The organism is Mycobacterium kansasii ATCC 12478 (genome assembly GCF_000157895.3).
Classification (GTDB): Bacteria; Actinomycetota; Actinomycetes; order Mycobacteriales; family Mycobacteriaceae; genus Mycobacterium; species Mycobacterium kansasii.
Genome location: NC_022663.1, coordinates 5,009,787 through 5,031,936 on the forward strand (window position 1 = coordinate 5,009,787; position 22,150 = coordinate 5,031,936).

20 protein-coding genes and 1 pseudogene are annotated in these 22,150 nt (G+C 65.7%); 7 read left to right on the forward strand and 14 right to left on the reverse strand.

Annotated features, from left to right (window positions below):
• Positions 1–122: 122 nt before the first annotated feature.
• Positions 123–356 (forward strand): hypothetical protein, encoded by a 234-nt coding sequence (locus MKAN_RS21805; protein ID WP_023372038.1) that lies wholly within the window; start codon positions 123–125, stop codon positions 354–356.
• 237 nt (positions 357–593) lie between these two features.
• Positions 594–1,466, forward strand: coding sequence for a tetratricopeptide repeat protein (locus tag MKAN_RS21815; RefSeq protein ID WP_225722955.1), 873 nt, complete (start codon positions 594–596; stop codon positions 1,464–1,466).
• Between the two features lie 84 nt (positions 1,467–1,550).
• On the opposite strand, the gene MKAN_RS31235 is transcribed toward MKAN_RS21815, so the two are convergent.
• The 3 genes from MKAN_RS31235 to MKAN_RS21825 form a co-directional block, all read right to left on the reverse strand.
• Complete coding sequence (locus MKAN_RS31235) at positions 1,551–1,706, reverse strand: hypothetical protein (RefSeq protein ID WP_023372041.1); 156 nt, start codon at positions 1,704–1,706, stop codon at positions 1,551–1,553.
• Positions 1,707–1,976: 270 nt separating this feature from the next.
• A complete protein-coding gene (locus tag MKAN_RS21820; RefSeq protein ID WP_023372042.1) occupies positions 1,977–2,444 on the reverse strand; it encodes a 2,4'-dihydroxyacetophenone dioxygenase family protein in 468 nt (155 codons plus the stop codon).
• Between the two features lie 293 nt (positions 2,445–2,737).
• Positions 2,738–4,042, reverse strand: coding sequence for a PucR family transcriptional regulator (locus tag MKAN_RS21825; RefSeq protein WP_023372043.1), 1,305 nt, complete (start codon positions 4,040–4,042; stop codon positions 2,738–2,740).
• Between the two features lie 500 nt (positions 4,043–4,542).
• Between MKAN_RS21825 and MKAN_RS21830 the strand changes: the two genes are divergently transcribed.
• The gene (locus tag MKAN_RS21830) at positions 4,543–5,892 is read left to right on the forward strand and encodes a WS/DGAT/MGAT family O-acyltransferase (protein ID WP_023372044.1); all 1,350 of its coding nucleotides are present in this window, start codon (positions 4,543–4,545) and stop codon (positions 5,890–5,892) included.
• Between the two features lie 46 nt (positions 5,893–5,938).
• On the opposite strand, the gene MKAN_RS32205 is transcribed toward MKAN_RS21830, so the two are convergent.
• From MKAN_RS32205 to MKAN_RS21840, 3 genes and pseudogenes are all read right to left on the reverse strand, one after another.
• Positions 5,939–6,304, reverse strand: coding sequence for a PaaI family thioesterase (locus tag MKAN_RS32205; protein ID WP_225722956.1), 366 nt, complete (start codon positions 6,302–6,304; stop codon positions 5,939–5,941).
• Between the two features lie 18 nt (positions 6,305–6,322).
• A pseudogene (locus MKAN_RS21835) lies at positions 6,323–7,129 on the reverse strand (enoyl-CoA hydratase/isomerase family protein); the annotation flags it as partial.
• Between the two features lies 1 nt (position 7,130).
• Positions 7,131–8,375 carry a phytanoyl-CoA dioxygenase family protein gene (locus MKAN_RS21840; protein WP_023372046.1) on the reverse strand — a complete coding sequence of 415 codons (1,245 nt, stop codon included), beginning with the start codon at positions 8,373–8,375 and terminating at the stop codon, positions 7,131–7,133.
• Between the two features lie 53 nt (positions 8,376–8,428).
• Here MKAN_RS21840 and MKAN_RS21845 point away from each other — a divergent pair, with 53 nt between their 5' ends.
• Positions 8,429–9,142, forward strand: coding sequence for an IclR family transcriptional regulator (locus MKAN_RS21845; protein ID WP_023372047.1), 714 nt, complete (start codon positions 8,429–8,431; stop codon positions 9,140–9,142).
• A gap of 368 nt (positions 9,143–9,510) precedes the next feature.
• On the opposite strand, the gene MKAN_RS21850 is transcribed toward MKAN_RS21845, so the two are convergent.
• The 4 genes from MKAN_RS21850 to MKAN_RS21865 form a co-directional block, all read right to left on the reverse strand.
• Positions 9,511–10,443, reverse strand: coding sequence for a 3-hydroxyacyl-CoA dehydrogenase family protein (locus MKAN_RS21850; RefSeq protein WP_023372049.1), 933 nt, complete (start codon positions 10,441–10,443; stop codon positions 9,511–9,513).
• Positions 10,444–10,585: 142 nt separating this feature from the next.
• Complete coding sequence (locus tag MKAN_RS21855; protein WP_023372050.1) at positions 10,586–10,834, reverse strand: hypothetical protein; 249 nt, start codon at positions 10,832–10,834, stop codon at positions 10,586–10,588.
• Positions 10,835–11,048: 214 nt separating this feature from the next.
• Positions 11,049–11,606 (reverse strand): TetR/AcrR family transcriptional regulator, encoded by a 558-nt coding sequence (locus tag MKAN_RS21860; protein WP_023372051.1) that lies wholly within the window; start codon positions 11,604–11,606, stop codon positions 11,049–11,051.
• On the reverse strand, positions 11,603–11,926 hold the full coding sequence (locus tag MKAN_RS21865; RefSeq protein WP_023372052.1) for a DMT family transporter: 324 nt from the start codon (positions 11,924–11,926) through the stop codon (positions 11,603–11,605). The genes MKAN_RS21860 and MKAN_RS21865 overlap by 4 nt, the downstream gene beginning before the upstream one ends.
• Positions 11,927–12,015: 89 nt before the next feature.
• On the opposite strand from MKAN_RS21865, the gene MKAN_RS21870 reads away from it, so the two are divergent.
• Positions 12,016–13,284 carry an MFS transporter gene (locus MKAN_RS21870; RefSeq protein WP_036391855.1) on the forward strand — a complete coding sequence of 423 codons (1,269 nt, stop codon included), beginning with the start codon at positions 12,016–12,018 and terminating at the stop codon, positions 13,282–13,284.
• Between the two features lie 52 nt (positions 13,285–13,336).
• Here MKAN_RS21870 and MKAN_RS21875 read toward each other — a convergent pair whose 3' ends face one another.
• Together MKAN_RS21875 and adhE are read right to left on the reverse strand one after the other, a co-directional pair.
• Positions 13,337–14,080 carry an LppU/SCO3897 family protein gene (locus MKAN_RS21875; protein ID WP_023372054.1) on the reverse strand — a complete coding sequence of 248 codons (744 nt, stop codon included), beginning with the start codon at positions 14,078–14,080 and terminating at the stop codon, positions 13,337–13,339.
• 85 nt (positions 14,081–14,165) lie between these two features.
• Positions 14,166–16,799, reverse strand: a complete 2,634-nt coding sequence (gene adhE / locus MKAN_RS21880; RefSeq protein ID WP_023372055.1) for a bifunctional acetaldehyde-CoA/alcohol dehydrogenase — start codon at positions 16,797–16,799, stop codon at positions 14,166–14,168.
• Positions 16,800–16,916: 117 nt separating this feature from the next.
• Here adhE and MKAN_RS21885 point away from each other — a divergent pair, with 117 nt between their 5' ends.
• Complete coding sequence (locus tag MKAN_RS21885; protein ID WP_036391238.1) at positions 16,917–18,041, forward strand: adenylate/guanylate cyclase domain-containing protein; 1,125 nt, start codon at positions 16,917–16,919, stop codon at positions 18,039–18,041.
• Between the two features lie 19 nt (positions 18,042–18,060).
• On the opposite strand, the gene MKAN_RS21890 is transcribed toward MKAN_RS21885, so the two are convergent.
• On the reverse strand, positions 18,061–18,891 hold the full coding sequence (locus MKAN_RS21890) for an oxidoreductase (protein ID WP_023372057.1): 831 nt from the start codon (positions 18,889–18,891) through the stop codon (positions 18,061–18,063).
• 158 nt (positions 18,892–19,049) lie between these two features.
• A complete protein-coding gene (locus MKAN_RS21895) occupies positions 19,050–20,408 on the reverse strand; it encodes a protoporphyrinogen/coproporphyrinogen oxidase (RefSeq protein WP_023372058.1) in 1,359 nt (452 codons plus the stop codon).
• Positions 20,409–20,513: 105 nt separating this feature from the next.
• Between MKAN_RS21895 and MKAN_RS21900 the strand changes: the two genes are divergently transcribed.
• Positions 20,514–22,130: an AMP-binding protein gene (locus tag MKAN_RS21900; RefSeq protein ID WP_023372059.1), complete on the forward strand. Its 1,617-nt coding sequence runs from the start codon at positions 20,514–20,516 to the stop codon at positions 22,128–22,130.
• Positions 22,131–22,150 lie beyond the last annotated feature (20 nt).

The window sequence follows — 22,150 nt, forward strand, 5'->3', positions numbered from 1 at the left end:
TGCGACGAGCTAGTCGACGACTTCCTAGCAGACACAAGGCTCACCCGATCCGCCGTGCGGAGAAAGAGATTCCAACCACGGCCGCGGTTATCGGCTCCTACCTCACCATCATCGGGTTTTGCATGGCGATTCTGAGTCCGGTGCTCATCGCGGCACTCATCAGCGGGTTCCACGCTTACCCCGACTGGAGACGCGCAGACCTGCCGAGGCAAGGAATCCTGGACCGGCTCGGCTCGGGGCCAAGACCAAAGCTGGTCCTGATCCACGCGCCCCGCGGTTACGGCAAGAGCACCGTCGCCAAGCAGTGGGTCAAAACTCACCAAGCAGAAAGTGAAGACCGCATGGTTAGCTATTAATAGCGACGACAACAACGCGGTCTGGTTTCTCACCCACCTGATTAAGGCGGTCCGGCGTAGGACCGGGCCGATACGCTTCGCCCCTGGATTCTTTGCCGTGCAGCCGATCTCGCCTCATTTTGTGCGCTTCGGGTATGGGACTTCGATGACGCGCTTCGCTGGCAGAAGTGGGCAGGACCATTCCATCAGAAGACCTCCGGGGCACTCAGCGTTACCTACGGACACTGTCTTGCCGCGATCGCCGCGAACGAGCAGCTCGACGTCGCCGGCGCCGAAGCGCACCTGCGACAAGGCATCCGAATCGCGCTGCTGCCGTCCGGTCGCCCCACCTATATCGCCAAGCTCGCTGGCTCGCTGCTGGGGCAGCTTCTCTACGAACGCGGTCAACTCGACGAAGCCGAGGCATTGCTCGACGACGCCTACGAACTCGGCGCCGAGGGCGGAATCGTCGACATCATGTTCGCGACATTCGGGACGGGGGCACGGCGGAAAATGGCGCGCGGCGACAAGACCGCCGCAGACCGCCGTATTGCCGAAGGCCTGGAAATCGCGACAGCAGCGCGACTACCACGACTCGAAGCTCGCCTCATTTATGAACGGGTCCGATTAGCCGCGATGTCGACCGAAGAGATCGACGAGGGGCTCGCTGCGCGAGTCATGGGTCAAAGTGCACAAGCACTCGACGGAATCGGCTGCGAAACAGCCGAACTCAGGGAAGACTCACAAATCCGACTGCTCCTGCGCGACGGCAGCCACTCAGCGCTCAGTGCAGCTTGCGAGCGGGCCCGTGCCCAACTTGGTCATGTCGACCAGGGCAAGCGCCCGCGTGCACACCTTGGCGCCACGCTCCAATTGGCGCTCTGCCTCTCGATAGCTGGCGAGACCGACGAGGCGCAGCGTGTCCTAGCGCCAGCGCTGAGAACCTGTGCCGCGCTTGGATTTAGCCGATTGCTCATCGACGAGGGACCGCAGCTGCTCCACCTCGCGCAGGACACCGCGGCAACAGAGGAATTCAGTTCATCCGACCCGACGGCAAAATGCGTCCAGGATTTCGTGTCAAGTACGGCGGCATCGAATATGGCGGCTTCACTTAAGGTCTCAACCGTCTAGAACGCGGGATAGTGGCCGAATCGAACGCCGCGCACGGCCGCGTACGCGCAGCCCCGGCGGTTGGGGTGGGGTAAGCGCGGCACGCTAGCGGTGATGCGGCGGTTGCTCGTCGCGGAGCCGGGTCTCGTCCCACGCCGAGCGCACCTGCTCCTCGTCGCCGAACCTCTCCAGATCCTCGGCCGTGACGTGCTGCCGCGGTTTCGGCGCGGTCGGTCGTGGGCTGGGGGGCTCGGTGGGCACGAGGCGATTATCTCAGTTTTGGGCGGAAAGTTCCGCCGCCGACGAGGTCGGCTTGGTAGGCAGGATGGCTAGCACCGACGCTCAGTTCGTGGTCAGCGGAGTCCCCTTAGCTGCACCAGGGAAAACGCGGATCAGCGGGCTAGTTTGAGCGGTTTGACGACTTTGCTACCTTCGCGGCGGCCTGACCTCGGCAGCACGGATGCGGCCGGCCGCCCTGCGCCGCCTACTGGCGGTGTTGCAGCAGGGCTCGGCCGACCCGCAAACGGTGTATTACGCGTCCCAGCTCGTCAGGTCGCGGGCTGGGATGCCGTGGTCGGCGCAGTAGGTGGTGTAGCGCTCGATGGAGGTCTTGTGGTTCTCCTGCCACAGGATGGTGTTGTTCTCGTCGATGAACAGCAGCTCGCCGACGATGACGAAGAACACCTCGGTGTCCTCCACGCTCTCCGGGGTGTGCCTGGAGCCGGCCACCTCGTAGACGGTGTCGCCGGCGCGGGAGACCCAGTTGTTTTCCTGGTAGCGCCACGCCCCGGATACGGTGTGCCCGATCACGATGCCGGTGTGGTAGTGCGGGGGCAGCTCGAGCCCGCCGGGAAACTTCATCGAGACGATGATCTCGCCGCGGACCGGGTCGACCTTCCAGTACTTCAGGAACACCTTGTCGGTGAGCGGGGTGAAGGGGATCCAGGGATTGTCGGCGCCGCTCATGTAGTTGACGTCGAGCTCTTGCAGCGTTTGCATCGGGGTGCTCCTTGCTTCTTGATCGTTGGTGGCCGGTCGGCCAACTGACTGAAACGGTAAGGGCGGCTGCAGCGAATTCCTTGGCGCGCGACGCCAAGGTTGGTGCGCCCGCTTGTGTTCACGTCACAGTGCGAGGGGACGGAGTGTCGCGGGTCTGCTCACCCGTTGCCGAGACTCAGGGCCCTTGCCCGAGCGGCTGGTCAACCGATGTCCGAGCGGCATGGGAGGCTCCGCATGTCGTGGAAGCTGTTACACCCGAGGATAATTGGCGTGATGAGCGGTTCGGAGCCAGGTCACGGTTCGGCGGCGCGGCGCTCGCGGATGAGCCCCGGCAGCGTGGGCAGTAACACCAGGGCCACCGCGAGGTCGAGGCTGTCGGTGTCGATGCTGCGACCGAGGATCTTCTCGGCTTGGTCAACGCGGTAGCTGACCGTGTTGGGATGCACGGTGAGTCGCTGCGCAGTTCGGAGGCGACTGCGGTTCTCCTGCAGGTATACCGACAACGTCGTGGCCACCCGGTAGGTCGCCTCGTCGTCAGCGGCCAGCGGACCAAGCACCCGATGGACGAACGACGCCGCGTGTTCGGCGTCGCAACTGGCCAGCGCGGCGACCGCAACATCCCGGTAATGCGTCAGCGTGCCGGCGCGGGCGCCGGCCAGCGACGCGACCCGACGGGCATTGGATGCTTCGATATGACTGCAGCGGAAGCCTTTCAGTCCGTGCCCGGGCTCGCCGATACCGACCCGAACGCCATCCGGAAGTGTCGGCCGACGCGTCGAAACGCCTGTGGTGTCGAAACCGGCTGTGCCAATAGCGCTTCGCCAGCTAAACCAGCCGAACGCCACGAGAGAGCCGCCCGGGTGGATGAGGGTTGTGTCGGCGCGCATCTCGCGCGCAAGCGTGGTGAGCGCCTCGTTCAGCGATGACTGAGCGTCGCGGTGTTCCGGCGCCGAATCTACCCAGGCGATCACCCCGACGTGGTGGCGATTGACGTCGTAGCGCAACCGCTTGGACGCCCGCTGCGGGTCACGCTCGCGTTGGGTCAAGATGTCGTCGATCGCGTCCGTGCGGGCGGCGGCGGTGTTCCGCAGCCAGATCTCACGTTCGGCCTCATAGGCCTGCTCCGCGCGGTTCAACGCCGCGTCCACGTAGCCGAACATCCAGCTGGTGGCGAGCCGAAACGCCAATGCCTGCTGCGCCCGGTCAGTGGCGGCCGCAGTGATCCGGTCCCACATCCACTGCCACAGCAACGTTTGGGCCAGCCGGTAAAACCGCATCAAATTGGCCAGCGGAATCTGTCGCACCACGCCCGCTCGGGCAATGGCCAGGGTCGGTGCGGGCAATTCGACGTCGCGAGGGTCACCGGCCACGTCGATGATGTCGGCCAGTTGTCGGATGCCCGCCTCGGTGCTGACCAGGTTCTCCCTGACCGACTGCGGGTCGGGAAATAGGACTGGCATCTCTGTCTGCATCTGGGTAACGCACCGCTGCGCCAGTTCCGCTGCGGCAGAACGCAGTTCGGCGGCTATCGGGCGCAGCAGCTCATTCCAGACCTGCTCGGCGTCTGGCTCACGCAATGGTTCCCACGCCGGTTCCATGGCGGCTTAACATACTCCGATGTGACTTCGTCACAACGGACATCGGCAATGTTGGTGCGAGAAAACGAGCCGGCGCCCGCAGTGGCGTGTCGATGTATCCGACGCCGAGGCGATGGCACGGTTCGCCGGCGCCACCATCGCCCGGTTCGGCCGGGTAGACCCCGTGGTCAAGCCCGGGCGACGCGATTGAGGACAGCTAGTCGTGACATTGGGACCGGCTACGCGGATGCGATGCACAGGTTGGGTCTGCACAGCTGGAGTGATCCGGGGGAACCTGTCCCGCGCCAGGGGCTGTTTCGCGACATCCTCGGTGTCCGGGGGTAAAAGCGGGACCGCGCGGCCCGCGTTTGTTATCCGCTCACAATCTCCGGGATCGCTGTTGGCGCGCTGGCACGAGCTTCCATAGCCGTTGCGCGGCTAACTTTTTCAGCATGATCAAGCGTGACGCCGCCGCGTCGGCGGTCTAGGCCTTCGGACAACTACCCACACAAGGACAAGCCATGAACCTGATGTCACCGGTCGAGTCGATGATGTTTCTCGCCGAGTCACCCGGTCACCCTATGCACGTCGCCGGGTTGCAGCTGTTCGATCCACCGCAGGACAGCGGGCGGGAATTCGTCCGCGAGTACTACGAAGGGCTGCGGGCATGTGACGATGTGCAGCCGCTTTTTCGCAAGCGTCCAGCGACCCTGCCAGGAGGGCTGAGTGCCGCATGGTCCTCGGCGACCGACATCGACCTCGACTACCACGTGCGGCACTCGGCACTGCCCGGGCCCGGGCGGGTGAGGGAACTGCTCGAACTGGTATCGCGTCTGCAGTCCGGCATGCTCGACCGGCACCGTCCGTTGTGGGAAACCCATGTCATCGAGGGGCTCGCCGACGGACGCTTCGCCGTGTACACCAAGATCCATCACGGCCTCGTCGATGGGATATCGACCATCAACTTTCTGCAGAATTCGCTCAGTGCGGATCCACTCGACCGGGAGATCCGTGCGCCGTGGGCGTCGCCCATTCGAACCGACGAGCACACTGGAGCCTCGTCGAGGCTGCAAACCCTGGCCAGCACAATCAAATCGGTCCCGCGCCTTGGCTCCTCGACCCTCCGTTTGGCGCGTTCCGCCCTGCTCGAACAGCAGATGACCTTGCCGTTCCAGGCGCCGCGAACCATGCTCAACGTCCCGATCGGCGGTGCCCGACGCTGCGCTGCCCAGTCGTGGTCGCTGCAGCGCATCAAAGACGTCAAGAACGCCGCCGGTGTGTCCGTCAACGACGTCGTGCTTGCGATGTGTGCCGGCGCTCTGCGCGCATACCTGACCGATCAGCACGCGTTGCCCGAAAAGCCTTTGGTGGCAATGGTTCCAGTCAGTCTGCGCACTGCCGACGATGCTGCAGGCGGCAACGCGGTCGGGGCGGTGCTGGCCAATCTGGCCACGCACGTCGATGACCCCGCTCAGCGTCTGGCCGCGATCAACTCGTCCATGCAGCAGAACAAGGCGGTCCTCGCCGAGATGCCCAGGCCGCAGGCGATGGCGTTGGGAATGATGTTGCTCTCGCCGGTGGTGTTTGGCGGAGTGACGGGAATGTCGGCGACGCGACCGCCATTCAACGTGTGCATCTCGAACGTGCCGGGTTCCCGAAACCCGCTGTATGCAAATGGCGCTCGGCTGCAGGGCAACTATCCGATGTCGATCGCGGCCAACGGACAAGCGCTCAACATCACACTGGTCAGCAGCGGCGACAGCCTAGACTTCGGACTGGTGGGATGCCGCAGTGCCATGCCGCATCTGCAGCGGATGCTGGCCCATCTGGAGACGTCACTCAAAGACCTGGAGCAAGCCGTCGGGTTGTGACGAACCTGCAGCTACCAAGCGGACTGAGCTATTCGCGTGCCGCCCGCTACACGACGGCGTGACTGCCGATCGCTCGGGCGACCATTTTGCCGTCCTGGAAAACCTCCGCCTCCGAAGCGACGACGCGGCGACCGGCCTTCGTGGTGCGCGCAACGCAGGTCAGTAGTGTCCCGGGAACCGCGGGCCGCAGGTACTGAATCGTCAAGTCGAAATGCGGAGCCGTCAGCTGCTCGTCGAGTGCGGAATGGACCGCCAGTCCGGTGGCGGCGTCCAGGAGGGCCGCGAGGAATCCGCCATGGACCGTTCCGCGTTCATTGCAGTGTTCTGCCGTCGGCATGGCCTCCACGACGGCCTGCTGCTGGTCGGATCGCCCATACCGGAAGCCGAGGAGTTCGGCGAAGTGGTGCTTCATCGCCGCGTCAACCCTCCGGTCGGGAAGATCCTGCCAGTCAGCCGGAACCGACGCCGTCCACATCGGTGCGCGCTTTGCCCGGTAGGCCGCAACCGCCTCTCTGCTGTCATCACGTCCCATCAGTCGTCGATGAAGTTGGATCTCCAACTCGCCCACCTGCTGTGGTGCATAGCCATTGATCGCGGTGTCCCACAGCAGCCGCTTGGACAGCGCGGCGGACATTGGCGCCACGTTCTCGACGATGTCCGTTGCGATCGTCATGGCATGCTTCAGGACTTCGGTACCCGGCACGGCGGCATTGGCGATGCCCATTCTGGCGACTTCGGTACCACGGACTGTGCGGCCGGTCAGCAACAGGTCGGCCGCGGTGGCCAGCCCGACGAGACGCAGCAGCGTCCAATGCGACATGCAGTCACCGATCACGCCACGCCGCGATTGGACGACTCCGTACTTGGCTTCCTCGGCGGCGACACGGATGTCGGCCTGAAGCGCGAGGGTGAACCCGATACCGATGGCATGGCCGTTCATGGCCGCGATCACGGGCTTGCGAAGCTCGAACGCCGCCGGCTGGACCGGGGATGCGGAGAAGTCGCTGTGCGTGGGTGAGTCGAACGGATCGGCGTCGCTCATGTCGGCACCTGCGCAGAACGCCGATCCCGATCCGGTCACCACGATGACGCGCACGGAGTCGTCGCTGTCGCAGCGGCGGTAGGCTTCGCCGAGCCGGCGGCCGATCTCAGGGGTGTAAGCGTTGAGCGCGTCGGGTCGGTTCAGGGTAAGCAGTGCCACGCCGTTGCGGACTTCCCGTCTGAGGACGTCCTGCATCTCAGTAGGTGGCGGCACGGGTGGGCACCTTGCCACTGGAGTCCGTCCGGAAGAGGGCGTCGTTGTAATGGCATCCCGACGGCACGAAGTGAAAAGTCTTCTCCTCGGCGAACTTGTAATACAGCACCCGCCGGCCGGCGTTGGCGCCGGTGGGCGGCGGTGTGCTGTGCATGGTGTCGCCGTAGTGCAATGTCAGGTCGCCCGGCTGCGTCTCCAGCCGGACCACGGGAAGTGTGCCCTCCTGGCCCCACTGCATCCAGTGTTTGGTGTAGCGATGTGAGCCGGCCAGCACCATGAGTTGACCGTTGACGGCGTCGGCGACGTCGAGTTGTATGCCGGCCTGAACCAGGGGGCACATCACCGGGTGGCCGCCGATGCCGTCGTCGACGTGCCAGCCGAGATCACCGTCGCCCTGGACCACGTTGGAATTCTTGATGAAGACCATCGGGCCGTCGAGGCGGTCGTCGCACACTCTCAGGTTCGGGTTGGCCAAGCGGGCGAAGTGGGTCAGGCGCTCGTCGAAGCAGAGTTGCTGCAGCGCATCCGAATACCGGCCGAGGTAGTTGATCCGGGTCACCACCTCCTCTCCGTCGGCGTTGACCGACCACCACGAGAAAGGATCGCCGGGTTCGGCGCGGGCCCGCGCCTTCTCCACTTCCACACCCAGAGTTTCGGCTTCGGAGGCCGGGTAGACGCCGCGAATATGCAGGTAACCGGCAACCTCAAAGAAGTGGCGCATCTCGTCCTGGTCGTCGTCGGGGGCGAACGACCGGTGCAGGTCCAGCGGTCGGCCGTCGGCGTCGACGAGAGAGTCCCACACCGCATCGCTGTAGATCGGCATGGCGCTCAACAGCGTTCGGACGGCCGGCTCCCAGCGCCGCCAGCCGTCCACCGAGCCGCGGATGACCCGCGCCCGGTCGGTGCGCACCGATCCGCTGGCGGTCAGCAGGGCATGTAGGAACTCGGAGAAGGTCGCCTCGTCCAACTGGACCAGAGTCGCGGCCTCGGCGTCACCGGCGACGGCTTCGATTCCCTGCGATGTTGCTCGCCAGGTGAAGGTGGTGCCGTCGGGAATGCGGAAGGCCAGGGGAGGTGCGCCCACGAGGTCGTCGACCACCATGAACCCATGCCGGCCGTTGAGAGTGGGCAGCTTCGTGAGGTGGAAGTCGGTGAACGAGTAGGGAGCAAACGAGTCCGCGATTGCGTCGACCCACGGCAGCCCGGTGCCGGTCCGGTCCGTTCCCATCCGTCCCTCCGTGTTACTAGGCAACACAGATGTTTCTCTTTACACTACGGAGCATGGCGTCTTCGGTCAAGGAAATCCAATCGGTACGCAATGCGTGCCGGGTTCTGGAATTCATTGCGAGCCGGCAGCCCGTCGGCGTCAGCGACATCGCTCGCGCGACCGGCATCGACAAGAGCGCGGTGCATCGCCTCGCGGTCACCCTGAACGGGGCCGGCTGGCTGGACCGCACCGCCGAGGCTCGCTGGACCATCTCGCCGATGCTGTCCGGCACGTTTTCGAAGTCGGCGACACACTCGCTGACCGAAGCCGCGCGGCCGTTGCTGGAACATGCGCGCGACCAGACCGGAGAGACGGCGATGCTCGTCATCCCCGACGGGGAGCGCCTGCTCATCGCGGCGATCGCGGAGAGCCACCACACGCTCCGGGTGTCCGTCCGAGCGGGAGTAGAAATGCCGGCCCGCAGCAGTTCGGCGCTGCGGATCCTGGCGGCTCATGCTTCACCGGCGGATTTGGCGGTGTACAGGCAGGTCGATCCGGAGCTGACGGAGAACGCACTCGGGGCCGCTCGCGAGCGGGGGTGGGCGGTCAACGACGCCGAGCTCAGCGACGACACCCGCGCTGTCGGTGCGGCGCTGCTGGGTGCGGAGGGCAAGCCGGTGGGGGCGTTGGTGTTGTGCGGTCCCACGACCCGATTCACCCGCCGCGACATCGAACCGTTCGGCAAGCTCGTCGCCACCCTGGCCGCCGGCTGGGCCGCGAAATCCTAACCGCACGCCTCGTGCTCCGTCAGGCCGAAACCGCGCCGCGGCCGCGCCGATATCCCGTAGGCGCCAATGCCTCTGGGGCCGTCAGACCTCATCGGGCCGGGCGAGCACTTCGTCGGTGTATCCCGCCGTGCGGCAACCCCATTCGATGGTTATGCGCTGCCATCGTCGAAGGCTTCGGGCTGGTGAGGTTGGCGGACAGTGGTTTTCGACATCCCGATGAGCGGCGCGGTACGTTTCAGGTGCGTCGCCAGGCGCGCGATCCCCGGCGTCGACAGAACCGGGTGCAGGCGCATCCGCACTCGATGCCGATGTTCGAGATCGCGGCGCCGCGCACCAGAGTAGTGTGAAAGCCGTTTGGGCACAGCAGATTACGGCACGCCATCATAGTCGGCGTAGAACCCGCGGCCACTTTTGACTCCGAAGTCCCCGCGAGCGAGATATTCGCGCAGCAGCATGCGCGGGCCTTCGGGTATGCCGTCGCGGACTTGCGCGTAGTGCTCCTCGACGTCGAGCACCACGTCGAGACCGACCTGATCCATCATGCGGAACGGCCCGGCGGGTGAGCGGAAGACGTCCTGAAAGATGCGGTCGACATCCTCGGGCGTCGCCACGCCCTCCTGTACGACCATCAGCGCCTCGCGTTTGATGGCGGCCCAGATGCGGTTGAAGATGAAGCCGACGCTTTCCCGCCGAACCTCGAACGGCACGAGCCGGTAGCGGGGCAGAAGTTTTTTCAGCGCATCGATGACGGCGCTGTCGGTCGTGCCGCAGGACATCAATTCGACACTGTTGGCCAGCGGGGGCATCAGGAAATGCATGTTCAACAGCCGCTCGGGGTGCTTGACGGCGCCGGCCATCTGGCTGCTCGGATACGACGACGAGTTGGTCGCCACGATCGCGTCCTGGTCGGCGAGGTCGTCGACGGCGGCCAGCAGCGGCCGCTTGATCGCGAGATCTTCTGCCACCGACTCGATGATGAGCCAGGCTCCGCGAACGGCATCCTCGAGCGGTGTGACGACCTCGACGGTTCCCGGCGGTGGGTCGGAAACAGCGAGCATGTCACGAACGTGCGGTAGTTGGTCGGCCACGAAGCGCTTGGCTGATTCGGCACGATCCGGGGTGCGGTTGTAGATGCGTACCCGGCTGCCCCCGAGGGCGAACATCAGCGCGATACGAGCGCCGAGCGTACCCGCCCCGAGGACCAGAACGGGACGCTGTTCGATGTCGGCGGGAATCGCGTAGGACGCCGGCTGCGTGGTCGCCGCGCCGATATTCCCGTCGCCGATCTTGTCAGTGTTCATGCCCTGTCCCATTACCGTTGAAGTGGCGGCGCAGCGCCGGCCAGCGGCGAGCAACCGCCCGACTCTTTGTACCCAATGGTCGCAACGGGTCCAGGTGACCGCGATGCCGGGGCACGTGCGACCGGCGAGGGTCAGTTGTCGATTACAGCTCGCAGCGCTCGTGCGGCGCAGGGTCGTAACACGTCGGCGTCCCATGCGGGCAATAGGGGAGGCTGTGGTCAGCGGTTTTTCGCCAGCCCTGGCGAATCAGCTTTCTCGCCAGATACCGTGCGGCCTGCATTCCCTGCCCCCTGCTGTACTGAGGTCCGGAATATTCGATGCCGTAATAGGCGTCGTAGACATCCTCGGCGAGTGCGTCGATGAGTCTCCTTACTTCCGGTGGGGTGCTCATGGATGGTGAGTTCCCAATTAGGCATGAGCGAAAAACTGCGACGCTGAACTTCTACGGTTCGATGCGCTCGCGCGCGTCGCCGGACCGCTCACCCGTAACGTTGGGCTGTGGCGCATGATCTCAACGGCGGAGTTCGGGCAGCGCTCTACGTGACGCCAGTGTCACGCTCGGCCCCGAGGGTGACTGTGGCGTCACGTTCGACGACGCATCGCGCTCACGGGTCGGCAGCCAGCCTGGCGACCGCATCCGTGAGGGCCTCGACGCTGAGCGGCGTGCCGGTGATCAGCGAATGCACGGTGGCGCCGTCGAGAAACACCGTGACTGCTTCGGCGGCCCGTCGGCCGATGCGCGGTTCGAGCAGCGCGACCAGACCCTCCGGCCACAGCCGGGCCAGGGACTGTAACTCCGGCCGGTGACTTGCCGCGACGTACAACTCGCTCAGCGTGCGGTGCCGGTCCGGGTCGGTCAGGTATTCGGCCGTGAGCCGCGCCAGGGTGACGGGAAGATCGGCGGCCCGGTCGAGATCTCGCCGCCACTGCTCCAGCCAATCGGCGGCGCTCGTCGCGGCGTGGGCGAGTGCGGCTTCGCGCAGGGTCCCGAGGTCGCTGAAGTAGTAGGTCGTCGACCCGACCGGAACATCGGCCTCCGCGGCGACCCGGCGGTGCGTCAGTTCCCCGAGGCCGTGGCGGGCGATCACCCGCCCCGCCGCCTCGATGATCGCCTGCCGGCGCCCGACCGGGTCGCGGGGGCGGCGGTGCGGTTCCGCGGTCAATGCGCACCGGCAAGGTTCAACGTGAGCACCCCGCCGATGATCAGCCCGACGCCCAGAACCTTTGCCAGCGACACCGGCGAGCCGAGGAACAGCACGGCGATCAGCACGATTGCGGCCGTGCCGATCGCCGACCACAACGCATAGGCGACGTCGGTCTGCATGCCGCGCGCGATCGACAACGCCAGCAGAGCGAACGCGACGGCGTAACCGGTCAGGCAGACCACGGTCGGCCACAGCCGGGTGAACCCTTCGGTGCTCTTGAGCAGACTGGTCGCCACCACCTCGGCGAAGATCGCGCAGAACAGAAACAGATAAGCCAAGGCCCCTCCTCGTGTACGAACGTACATGTACAAATGTACATTACAGTTCCGATTTTGGTGTATCGCTCCGAATGCGCGACACTGGGGCGATGCGTTCCTGGATCGTCTGGGGTGTCGGGCTGGTGGCATACATTGTCGCCGTCTTGGACCGCACCACGCTGGGCGTCTCCGGTATGGAAGCGGCACAGCGCTTTTCCGCCAGTCCCGGGGTGCTGTCGACCTTCGTCGTGCTGCAGGTCGTCGTCTATTCGGGCACCCAGATTCCCGCCGGAGTACTGCTCGACCGCTTCGGCTCACGGGCGCTGATCGTCAGCGGCGCCACCCTGATGGCCGCCGGCCAGTTCGTTCTGGCGTTCACGGGGTCGTTGCCGACGGCCATCGCCGCGCGTGCGGTTGTCGGCCTGGGCGACGCGGTGATCTTCATCTCCGTGCTGCGCCTGGTCTCATACTGGTTCGAGCCCAGGCGTGTCCCGCTCGTCACCCAGCTGACCTACATCTGCGGTCAGCTCGGGCAGGTGCTGTCGGCCGTGCCGTTCTTGGCGATACTGCTCGGCGACGGCTGGGCCACCGCATACACGTCGGCTGCCGCGCTGGGCGTGATGTCGGCAGCACTTAGCCTGGCGCTGGTGCGCAACGCCCCGAAGGGCCATCCGGTGGCGTCCCAAAGCGCTACACTGCGCGACACGGTGGCCGGCATCAAGACGGTATGGTCGCGCCCGGGCACCCGGCTGGGTTTTTTCACCCACATGACCACCCAGTTCCCGCTCACGGTGTTCACGTTGATGTGGGGTGTGCCGTATCTGACCAAGGCCCAGGGGCTTTCGCCTCACCTCGCGGGTGCGTTGCTGACCGTATCGGTGGTCGCGGCGATCACCTCAGGGCTTGTCCTGGGCATCCTGACCGGTCGCCACCCGCACCGGCGGTCCACCATGGCGCTGAGCATCATTGTCGCCAACGTCGTGGCCTGGACCGTCGTGCTGGCGTTGCCGGGGCGCACTCCGCTGTGGTTGCTGGTCACGTTGATCGTCGTCGTCTCCGTCGGAGGACCGGCATCGATGATCGGACTGGACTTCGCGCGGACGTTCAACACCAGTGCGACGCTGGGCACCGCAAAGGGCATCGTCAACATGGCCGGATTCTTTGCTGCCCTGCTGGTCATGCAGGCGATGGGAATGATCCTCGAGATCACCGACGACTACTCATTCGACTGGTTCCGGCTGGCCTGGACGGTGCAATATCCCGTCTGGGCGCTGGGCATCGTCGGTATCGTGGTCACGCGCCGTAAAGTGCGTCTACTCAAGCGAATTGCGGAACACGATATTGTGGCCGGCAGCACCGAGACAGTGGCGTCGGGCTAACGCCGCCGTCGATGGCCGTTTGCGACCGAAACCGATCGCGAAGCGCGGGAATTCAAACGCTGCCGATGCGTTCGGTGCAGTAGGTCCTTTTCGGTTGTGTATACGTCAGGGCGCGTGTGCGTTTGGGACAAGCGGACGCGTCCGTGCTGCCGTCGATTCGTTTGACGACCCTGACGGTGCCGCTGGTGCAGCTTGTTTGGCGGACCGTCTTGTCGTCGTGCTCGGAGGCGTAGCACTGGCCCTGAAGTAGGTTGGCTGCAAAGCACATCCGTACGCCGTTGTGCTCCGCCGACAGGTAGCTGCTGTCGTTCCGCTTGCCGTCGGGACAATCTCCTTTCGAGTCGGTGTTGGCGGCGTATTGGAGCACCGCGTCCGGATTCGAGCAACTGCTCGGGCGCCAATCGGGTTTGTCGGTCAGGATCGCGTTGGTCAGGCAGTCGCCGATCGCCAGGCGGCTGGAGTGTCGTACGGCATGGGCGAGGGTCCCGACCAGTGCCAGCGCGCCCACGACAAGCAGCACCATGCCGGCGACGACGAAGCCGGTGCCGGCCGACTTCGGCGGTGTCGGCCGCGGCGGCATCGGATAACCGGGTGGGTATCCGCCGTAGCCCGGCTGACCGGCTGCCGGATATCCCGGCAGATAGCCCGGCGGCGGCGGGTAGCCCGGTGAGTACCCGATCGACGCTTGTTTACGTGCCGCCGAACGCTTCCGTATTCCGACGATCAGCAGGATCAGGCCCGTGACCGGCAACAAGAGCGAACCGACGATTGTCCCCGCCAACGCCGCGGCGTTCATGGTGCTCCTCCCGCGGGAAAGGACTGCTGGCCAGCATCATCATGCTCGACGCCGGTCGAGACGTCCGGGGAATCGCGGCATTCGGTTAGTTTCCGGGTGACTGCCCCAGGCCGCCGGCACCGTAGTAGCCCAGCCGAAGCAATGCGGTGATCTCGCTGACCAATGGCATCCGCGGGTTGGTGCGGTTGCTCAGATCCTCGAAGGCCGTCATCGCCAACGCCGGCAGCGCCGCGAGAAACGCCTCTTCGTCGACGCCGAACTCCCGCAGCGACCGCGGCATCTTCAGCCGGTCCAGCAGGTCGTCGACCCCTTGGAACAACCGGCGGCGGCACTCGTCGGGCTCGTGGCCGCCGAAGATCAGCTGGCCCAGCTGCGCGTACTTGTCCGGGGCGATATAGGCCGAATATCCGGGTGCCGGCATGAATTTGGTCGGCAGACTTGCGTTGTAGCGCAACACATGGGGCAGGAAAATTCCGTTCGCGCGGCCGTGCGAGATCCCGAATTTCGCGCCGACGGCATGGGCGAGCGCGTGGTTCGTGCCGACGAATGCGTTCGAAAACGCAAGTCCGGCAAGGGTTGCCGCATTGGACATGGCGGTGCGCGCGGACAGGTCGTCGGGATGCTCATAGGCTCGCGGCAACGCGTCGAAGATCAGCCGCGCCGCCTGGGCGCACAACGCATCGGTATAAGGCGAGGCGAAAATCGAAACACCCGCCTCCAGCGCGTGGGTCAGCGCGTCGATGCCGGTGTCGGCGGTCAGTTGCTGCGGCATCGACGAGGTCAAAACCGGGTCGACGATCGCCAGATCGGGCACCAGGCTGTAGTCGACCAGCGTTTCCTTCTTGCCGCGCACCGTCAACACTGCCGCCGGCGACACTTCCGAACCGGTGCCCGATGTCGTTGGGACAGCGACCAATTGGATGCGATGACGGTCGACCGGGTAGTCGGCTACCCGCTTGCGGGGGTCGAGGAACGGCATCGTCAGCTCGTCGAGGCTCTTCTCCGGGTGTTCGTAGAACAGCCGGATCGCCTTGCCGGCGTCGAGCACCGAGCCGCCGCCGACGGCGATTAAAAGATCAGGTTGCACCCGCTGCAGCAGCGCGACACCGCGGCGGATGGTCGACTCGTCGGGCTCCGGGGTGACCTCGGCGAACACCTGCACGTGGTTGGTGCGCAACTTGGAGCGCAGCGTGTCGATCACGCCGCGCTCCTCGGTCAGGGCATCGGTCACCAAGACGACGGTTTCGCTGTCCAGCTCGCGCAGATTGTCCAACGCGCCTTCGTTGAAGTAGGTGTTGGACGGGACGCGGAACCACTGCGGCGGGGTGCGGCGGCGCGAGACGGTCTTGATGTTGAGCAGTTGTCGGTAGTTGACGTTCTCGGTGGTGCTCGACCCGCCCCAGGTACCGCATCCCAACGAGAACGTGGGCGTCAGGTTGTTGTAGACGCCGCCGAGCGCCCCGACCGAGGTGGGTGCGTTGACCAGGATGCGGCCGGTGCGAACCGCCAAACCGTATGCCTGGATCACCTTTTCGTCATTGGCGTAAACCGCCGACGTGTGGCCCAGACCGCCGTGCTCGGTGACCAGGACGGCGATGTCGATGGCGTGCTGCACGCTGCGCGCGCGCACCACTCCGAGCACGGGCATCAGCTTTTCCTGCACCAACGGATGCCCGGCGAGTTCGTCGAGATCGGCCGGCAGCGCCGCCAGCAGCACCTTCACCGTCGGTGACACGCTGAACCCGGCCCGTGCGGCCAATTCCGACGCCTTCTGTCCGACCGCCGCCAGCGAGATCTTGTCGCCGCAGCCGAACGCGAACTCGGCCACCGCCTTGGCCTGCTCGGGGGTGAGCAGCTGGGCGCCCATCCGCTCGAACTCGGCGATCACCTCGTCGTAGATCTCGTCGTCGATGACGCAGGTCTGCTCGGCCGGGCAGATGACCGAGGAGTCAAAGGTTTTCGAGATCAGGATGTCGACGACGGCGCCCTTGAGGTCCGCCGTCTTGTGGATGTAGATGGGCGCGTTGCCGGGCCCGACCGACAGGCCCGGCTTTCCGGCCGCATTCGCCAGAGCGACGATCTTCGGGCCACCGGTCACCCAGATGAAATCGACCTGCGGGTGTTTGAACAGGTAGTGCGTCACTTCGTGGGCGGCGTCGGGAATGACCTGCAGCGCCCCCGGCGGCATCCCCGCCGCCTCGGCCGCCGTGCGAAGGACTGCCAGGCTGCGTTCACACGAACGCACCGCATACGGCGACGGCCGGAACAGGATGGCGTTGCGGGTTTTGGCGGCCACGATCGCCTTGAACAGCACCGTCGAGGTCGGGTTGGTCACCGGCGTGATGGCCAGCACCACCCCGATGGGCTCGGCCACGTAGGCGATGTTGTGCTCGACGTCCTCGTCGATGACCCCCACCGATTTCTTGTCACGCAGGTAGTCGTGCAGGAACTCGGTCGCCACGTAGTTCTTGACCACCTTGTCCTCGAAGACGCCGAACCCGGTCTCCTCGATCGCCACGCCGGCCAGTTCCCCCGCCGCCCGAACTCCGGCGCGCACCATCGCCTCGACGATCGCATCGACCTGCTGCTGGTCGAGCGTGCGGAATGCTCGGGCCGCCTGCGCTGCCGTGGCGACGATGGCGTCGACCTCGCGTCTGCGGTGCTCGTCGACCGCGGGTGCGTCAACGGGGGCGGCTTTTTCGGTGTGCGTAGTGGTCATGGTCGGATCCTTGATTCGGTGAAGGGGACCGCGGGTCTCCCCAATGACCCGATGCTAGGGGTCTGCGGTGGGGCGCAACGAGGGTCGGAAGGCCCCAGGTTGTTGTACGTTGACGCGGTGTCAGTAGAGCCGGACAACAACGACGTCGAGTCGTTGGGGTTGCTCGATCACCTCGACGGCCGGGCGCGTCAGGAGCGTGCCGAGCTCATTAACTGGCTGTTGGATCGTGGGTTCGACGTCGACCAGATCCGCGACGCGTTCATTCCGATGCTATTGCCCGCCAATCGCGCGATCGGCGACGACGGAACCACGGTGTCGGCCCGCGAGATTTCGGAGTCCAGTGGCGTCAGCCTCGAGCTGCTGCAACGCCTGCACCGCGCGGCCGGGCTGGTTCGGGTCTACGACCCCGATTCACCGCTGCGGTCCCGCGCCGACGCTGAGGCGGTGCTCAATGCCGCGCGGCTGGTCGACCTGGGCTTGGATCCGGCACGGGTCGGATTGGTCGTGCGACTTCTGGTCGAGGGCCTCACCGGCCCGGCGGTGGCGCTGCGCCGCGCGGCCCTGCAGGCATCGCTGAGCCCGGGCGCCACCGAACTCGAGCTGGCGAAGGCCTTCGAACACCTGGCGCGACAGGCCGAGCCGCTGCTTGGCCCGATGGTCGACGACTTGTTGCGGCTGGTGCTTCGACATTCGTTCGAGACCGAGGCGATCAACGTGGCCGAGCGCGCCGCCGGCACCTTGCCGGGTGCGCGGGACGTGGCCGTTGCCTTCGCCGATCTCGTCGGGTTCACGCGGCTGGGGGAGCAGCTGCCGCCGGACGACCTGGGACTGATCGCCTTTCGGCTCAGCGATCTGGCTCACGATGTCACGACGAGTCCGGTGCAGTTCGTCAAGACGATCGGCGACGCGGTGATGCTGGTCTGCGCCGAACCGCCGCAACTGCTGACCACGGTCCTGGACCTGGTCGAGGCGGCGGCCGCCGAGAAAATCCTGCGGCTGCGGGTGGGATTCGCGTTCGGACGCGCCATCAGCCGTTCCGGAGACTGGTACGGCAGCCCGGTCAACATGGCCAGCCGGATCACCCACGCGGCGCCTTCGGGCGCGGTGTGGCTGACCGAGGCCGCACGCGAGGCGATCGGCGACGCGCCGGGCCTCGAGTGGTCGTTCGTCGGCGCACGCCATCTCCGCGGGATTCACGGCGAGGTTCGGCTGTACGCCGTCCGGCGGGCCGCGACGGGGTGATCCGCTTTCACCACCGGTGTCAGGAGTCGAGATCGGTTCCGGCGCTGAGCTGTTCCCAGGTGGCGATCTCGTTGGCCCGCTGCTCGGCGATGTAGCGGTACAGGGCCAAGGCGTCGGGTCCCAAAAGCAAAAACCCCGGCGGTTCCGGTGATTCGACGGCCGTGATGATTGCCGCCGCGGCCTTGGCGGGGTCGCCCTGTTGGTTGCCGTGCATGGTGTCGTTTTCGATGCGGCGCTGCCCGGCGGTGGCGGCGTAGTCGTCGATAACTGTGGTCGACTGGGTCAGCGATCGGCCGGCGAAGTCGGTGCGAAATGCCCCGGGTTCGACGACGATGACCGAAATACCAAGGGGCGCAACCTCACCGCGCAGCGCCCCACTCATGCCCTCGAGGGCGGCCTTCGCCGCGGAGTAGTAGCCGGAGGCCACCGGGGTCAGCTGAACGGTGATCGAGGAGATGTTCACGATCGAGCCGGAGCGGCGAGCCCGCATGCCAGGTAGTACGGCCTTGATCATCGCGACACTGCCGAAGAAATGCGTCTCGAACAGGGCGCGGATGTCGGCGTCGTCGCCCTCTTCGACCGCGGAGCGGTATCCGTAGCCGGCGTTGTTGACCAGCACGTCGACACCGCCGAACCGCTTTTCGGCCACGCGCACCGCGGAGGTGACCTGGTCGGGTTTGGTGACGTCGAGGTCCGCGGCCAGCACGCGGTCGGGCGTTGCGTCGGCCAGCTCGGCGACCGTGGTGACGTCACGTGCGGTGACGACGACGTTGTGGCCGGTGTCGATAGCGGCTTCGGCGAGCGCACGCCCGAGCCCGCTCGAGCAGCCGGTGATGAGCCATGTGGACATGGAGAATGTCTCCTTTCGGTCGAGACAACCTTGGCACAACGCGGCAGGCCGTCGGCGGCCTCGGCAGGTATTCCGCCGAGCGTGAGGCTGTTGCGAATTTTCGTGCGAAATCTCGCAGCGGTTACACGTTCGACGCTGCGCCGCCGGCGCAGCCTGCGCTAGCGGGCTCCCGCAAGATCGTCAATGACCGTCTCGGCCGCCTTCTTACCGGTTGCCAGCGCGCCCTCGGTGCACGCGATCGGAAACAGGTACTCGCCCGCCAGGTACAAACCGCTGACATCGTGCAGGTGATTGTCGAGCAGGTCCTGAATTGCCACGAACTGCCCGGGGGATTGCAGGTTGATGGCGCGATCCCAGCGGAAAACCTTGGTGATTTTCGGCTCGTCGGGGAAGGCGGGGCATATCTTCTGCACCTCGGAGATCACCAGCCGGCGGCGTTCCTCCTCGCTCAATTCGGCGAGCTTTTCATCCTCCCAGCCACGAGTGGGGACAATGACCACCGGCTTATCCCTCGAGTTGCTGCCCAGAGAGGCAAAATCGAGGACCGTCTGCTCGCCGGCAGGGATCATGACGACGTAGAAAGGCGTGTCTTGCTGCTCGACGAGCGGTTTGTCCAGACCGAACTGATAGTAGTAGGTGGAGCTGTATTTGCACGTGGCAAGGGCGTTGTGCATCGCCTCGGGAAGATCGGGGATCAACTGCCGTGCGACCACGGCGTCGACGGCGCAGACCACCCGCTGCGACTCGACAAAGCCGTCCTGCGTTTCCACGCCCAGCACCCTGCTGTCCTCGATGACCACCTTGGTCACCGGGGTATTGAGACGGACGCAATCGCGCACCCGCTCGTACAACCCGGCGGTGATGCTTCCCAGGCCGCCCTCCATCGATCGCATCCCCTTCATCAAGGAGAAGAGCAGAATCGGATGGACGACCGAAATATCCTTCGGGCGCGCCAGGATCATGGTCGACAAGAACGGGTGAAACACCCATTCCAGGGCCTCTCGCCCGCCGTGTGCCAGCACGAAATCTTCGGCGCTGGTATTGGAGATCTCGGCCAAGGCGCCGAACTCTTGATTCTCGGTGTCCACCAAGTTCATGTACCGGCGCAGCGCGACGAACGCCTTCAGGGTCTGGGGATACGTTTTCCAGGGAATCCCGGTAAAGAAAAATTTCACGTTCTCGGGCAGCGTCTTGATGGTTTCCCGGAAATTGCCTCCGACGAACAACGTGCGCACTTTGCCATTACGGACAAACCCGTAACGCTGCTTTTGGATGGAATATATCCGGTCCAACAGACCGAGTTCCGCCAGGTATTCGAAAGTGGTGGCCCATTGCGGTTCGGTGCTGCCCGCGCCGGCCACAAATTCGTACCCGTCTTCGGCGACGGTCCGGCAACGCCCGCCCACCACATCGCTCGCCTCGAAGGTGATGACCTCGACACCGTGTTTACGCAGCGTGTACGTGGCGGAAAGACCGGCACAGCCGGCCCCGATCACGACAATCCTGTTGGTGGGCATGTCTTCTCCTTCGAGTCCCGTTGGCACCACGGAGCGCGGCATGCATACCGAGCTTTCCAGGGAAATCCGGCCCGGTCGCGCCCGGCCCGGCGTTAGCTTGGTGCCATGAGTTCACGGCCCTGGAACCTGGCCGACATCATCGAGCAGATGGCCGACTCGGTCGCCGACCGGCCCGCCGTCGTCACCGAGGACCGCGAGTACTCCTACGGCGAAATCGACGAGCGCGCAACGCGGTTGGCCAACCACCTGGTGTCCGTGGGCATCCGACCCGGTGACCGTGTCGCGGTGCACGCGATGAACTGCATCGAGTGGGTGGACGCGTTCTACGGGGCGTTCAAGGCGCGCGCGGTCCCGATCAACGTCAATTACCGCTACCGGCAGAACGAGCTGATGCACATCTACGGAAACTCCGGATCCGTGCTGGCGATCGTCGCGCCCGACTACGTCGATCTGGTCAACGAGATCCGGCCCGCACTGCCGCACATGGGCCAGTTGCTGGTGCTGGGCGAGGACTACGACGCGGCGTTGGACAGCGCGTCACCGCAGCGCCGCATCACCGGCCGCGGCGGCGACGACCTCTACATCCTGTACACCGGCGGCACCACCGGTCTGCCCAAGGGCGTGGTGTGGCGCCAGGAAGACCTGATCCGCGGCGCGCTGAACGCCCAGCGCTGGAATGCCCCGCTGGACAGCGTCGAGCAGCTCGGCGCGGAGGCGGCAGCCAACGAGTTCCCGGTGCGGGTGCTCACCGTCGGACCCCTGATGCATGGCGGCACCCAGTGGATCCTGGGCAACTGCCACGTCGCCGGCGGCACTTTCGTCGTGACCACCCAGCGCAGCTTCGACCCGGCCAAGACGCTCGACCTGGCATCCAGGGCCAAGGTCACCGCGATCGCCGTCCTCGGGGACGCCACCGCCCGCCCGCTTGCCGAAGCGCTGCTGGCCGAACCGGACCGGTGGGATCTGGGCAGCGTGCTGGCGGTGGCCAACGGGGCGGCGCCGTTGTCGGCGGGCGTGCGCGCGCAGCTGCGCGAGGCGCTGCCCAACCGCATCATCAGGGATACCCTGGGCGCTTCGGAGTCCGGCGTCACGCTGAACCGCTTCGACGACGGAAAGCCCAGGACCACGCCGATATTCGACGCGGACGCCGACGTCATGGTGGTCGACGAGCAGCTGCGGCCCTGCCCGGTCGGCCAGGTCGGCATGCTGGCGCGCGGCGGCGCCATTCCGCTGGGCTACTTCAACGACCCGGACAAGACGGCGGCCGCCTTCAAACACATAGACGGCAAACGCTGGGTCCTGCCCGGCGATCTCGCCCGCCGCGAGCCGGACGGCACCATCTCGCTGCTGGGCCGCGGCGCGGTCACCATCAACTCCGGCGGCGAGAAGATCCACCCCGAGGAGGTCGAGGGCGTGCTGCTGCAACACCCCGACGTGTTCGACGCCGGTGTGGTCGGCACCCCGCACGAACGGTGGGGCGAACAGGTCACCGCGCTGGTGCAGTTGCGCGCCGGTGCGACATTGAGCCTGGAGCAGCTGCAAGACCACAGCCGCAAGCTCATCGCCGGGTTCAAGGCGCCCAAGGTGCTGCTCATGGTCGACCAGGTGCCGCGCACCGTGCTCGGCAAGGTTGACTACCGCGCGCTGAAGTCGCTGGCGCTCGAACTCTTGGGCCGCGAGAAACCCGAGCCCGACCGCGGTCGGACCAATCTCGGCGGATAGGGGTGTTTTCGAGGTTGCCT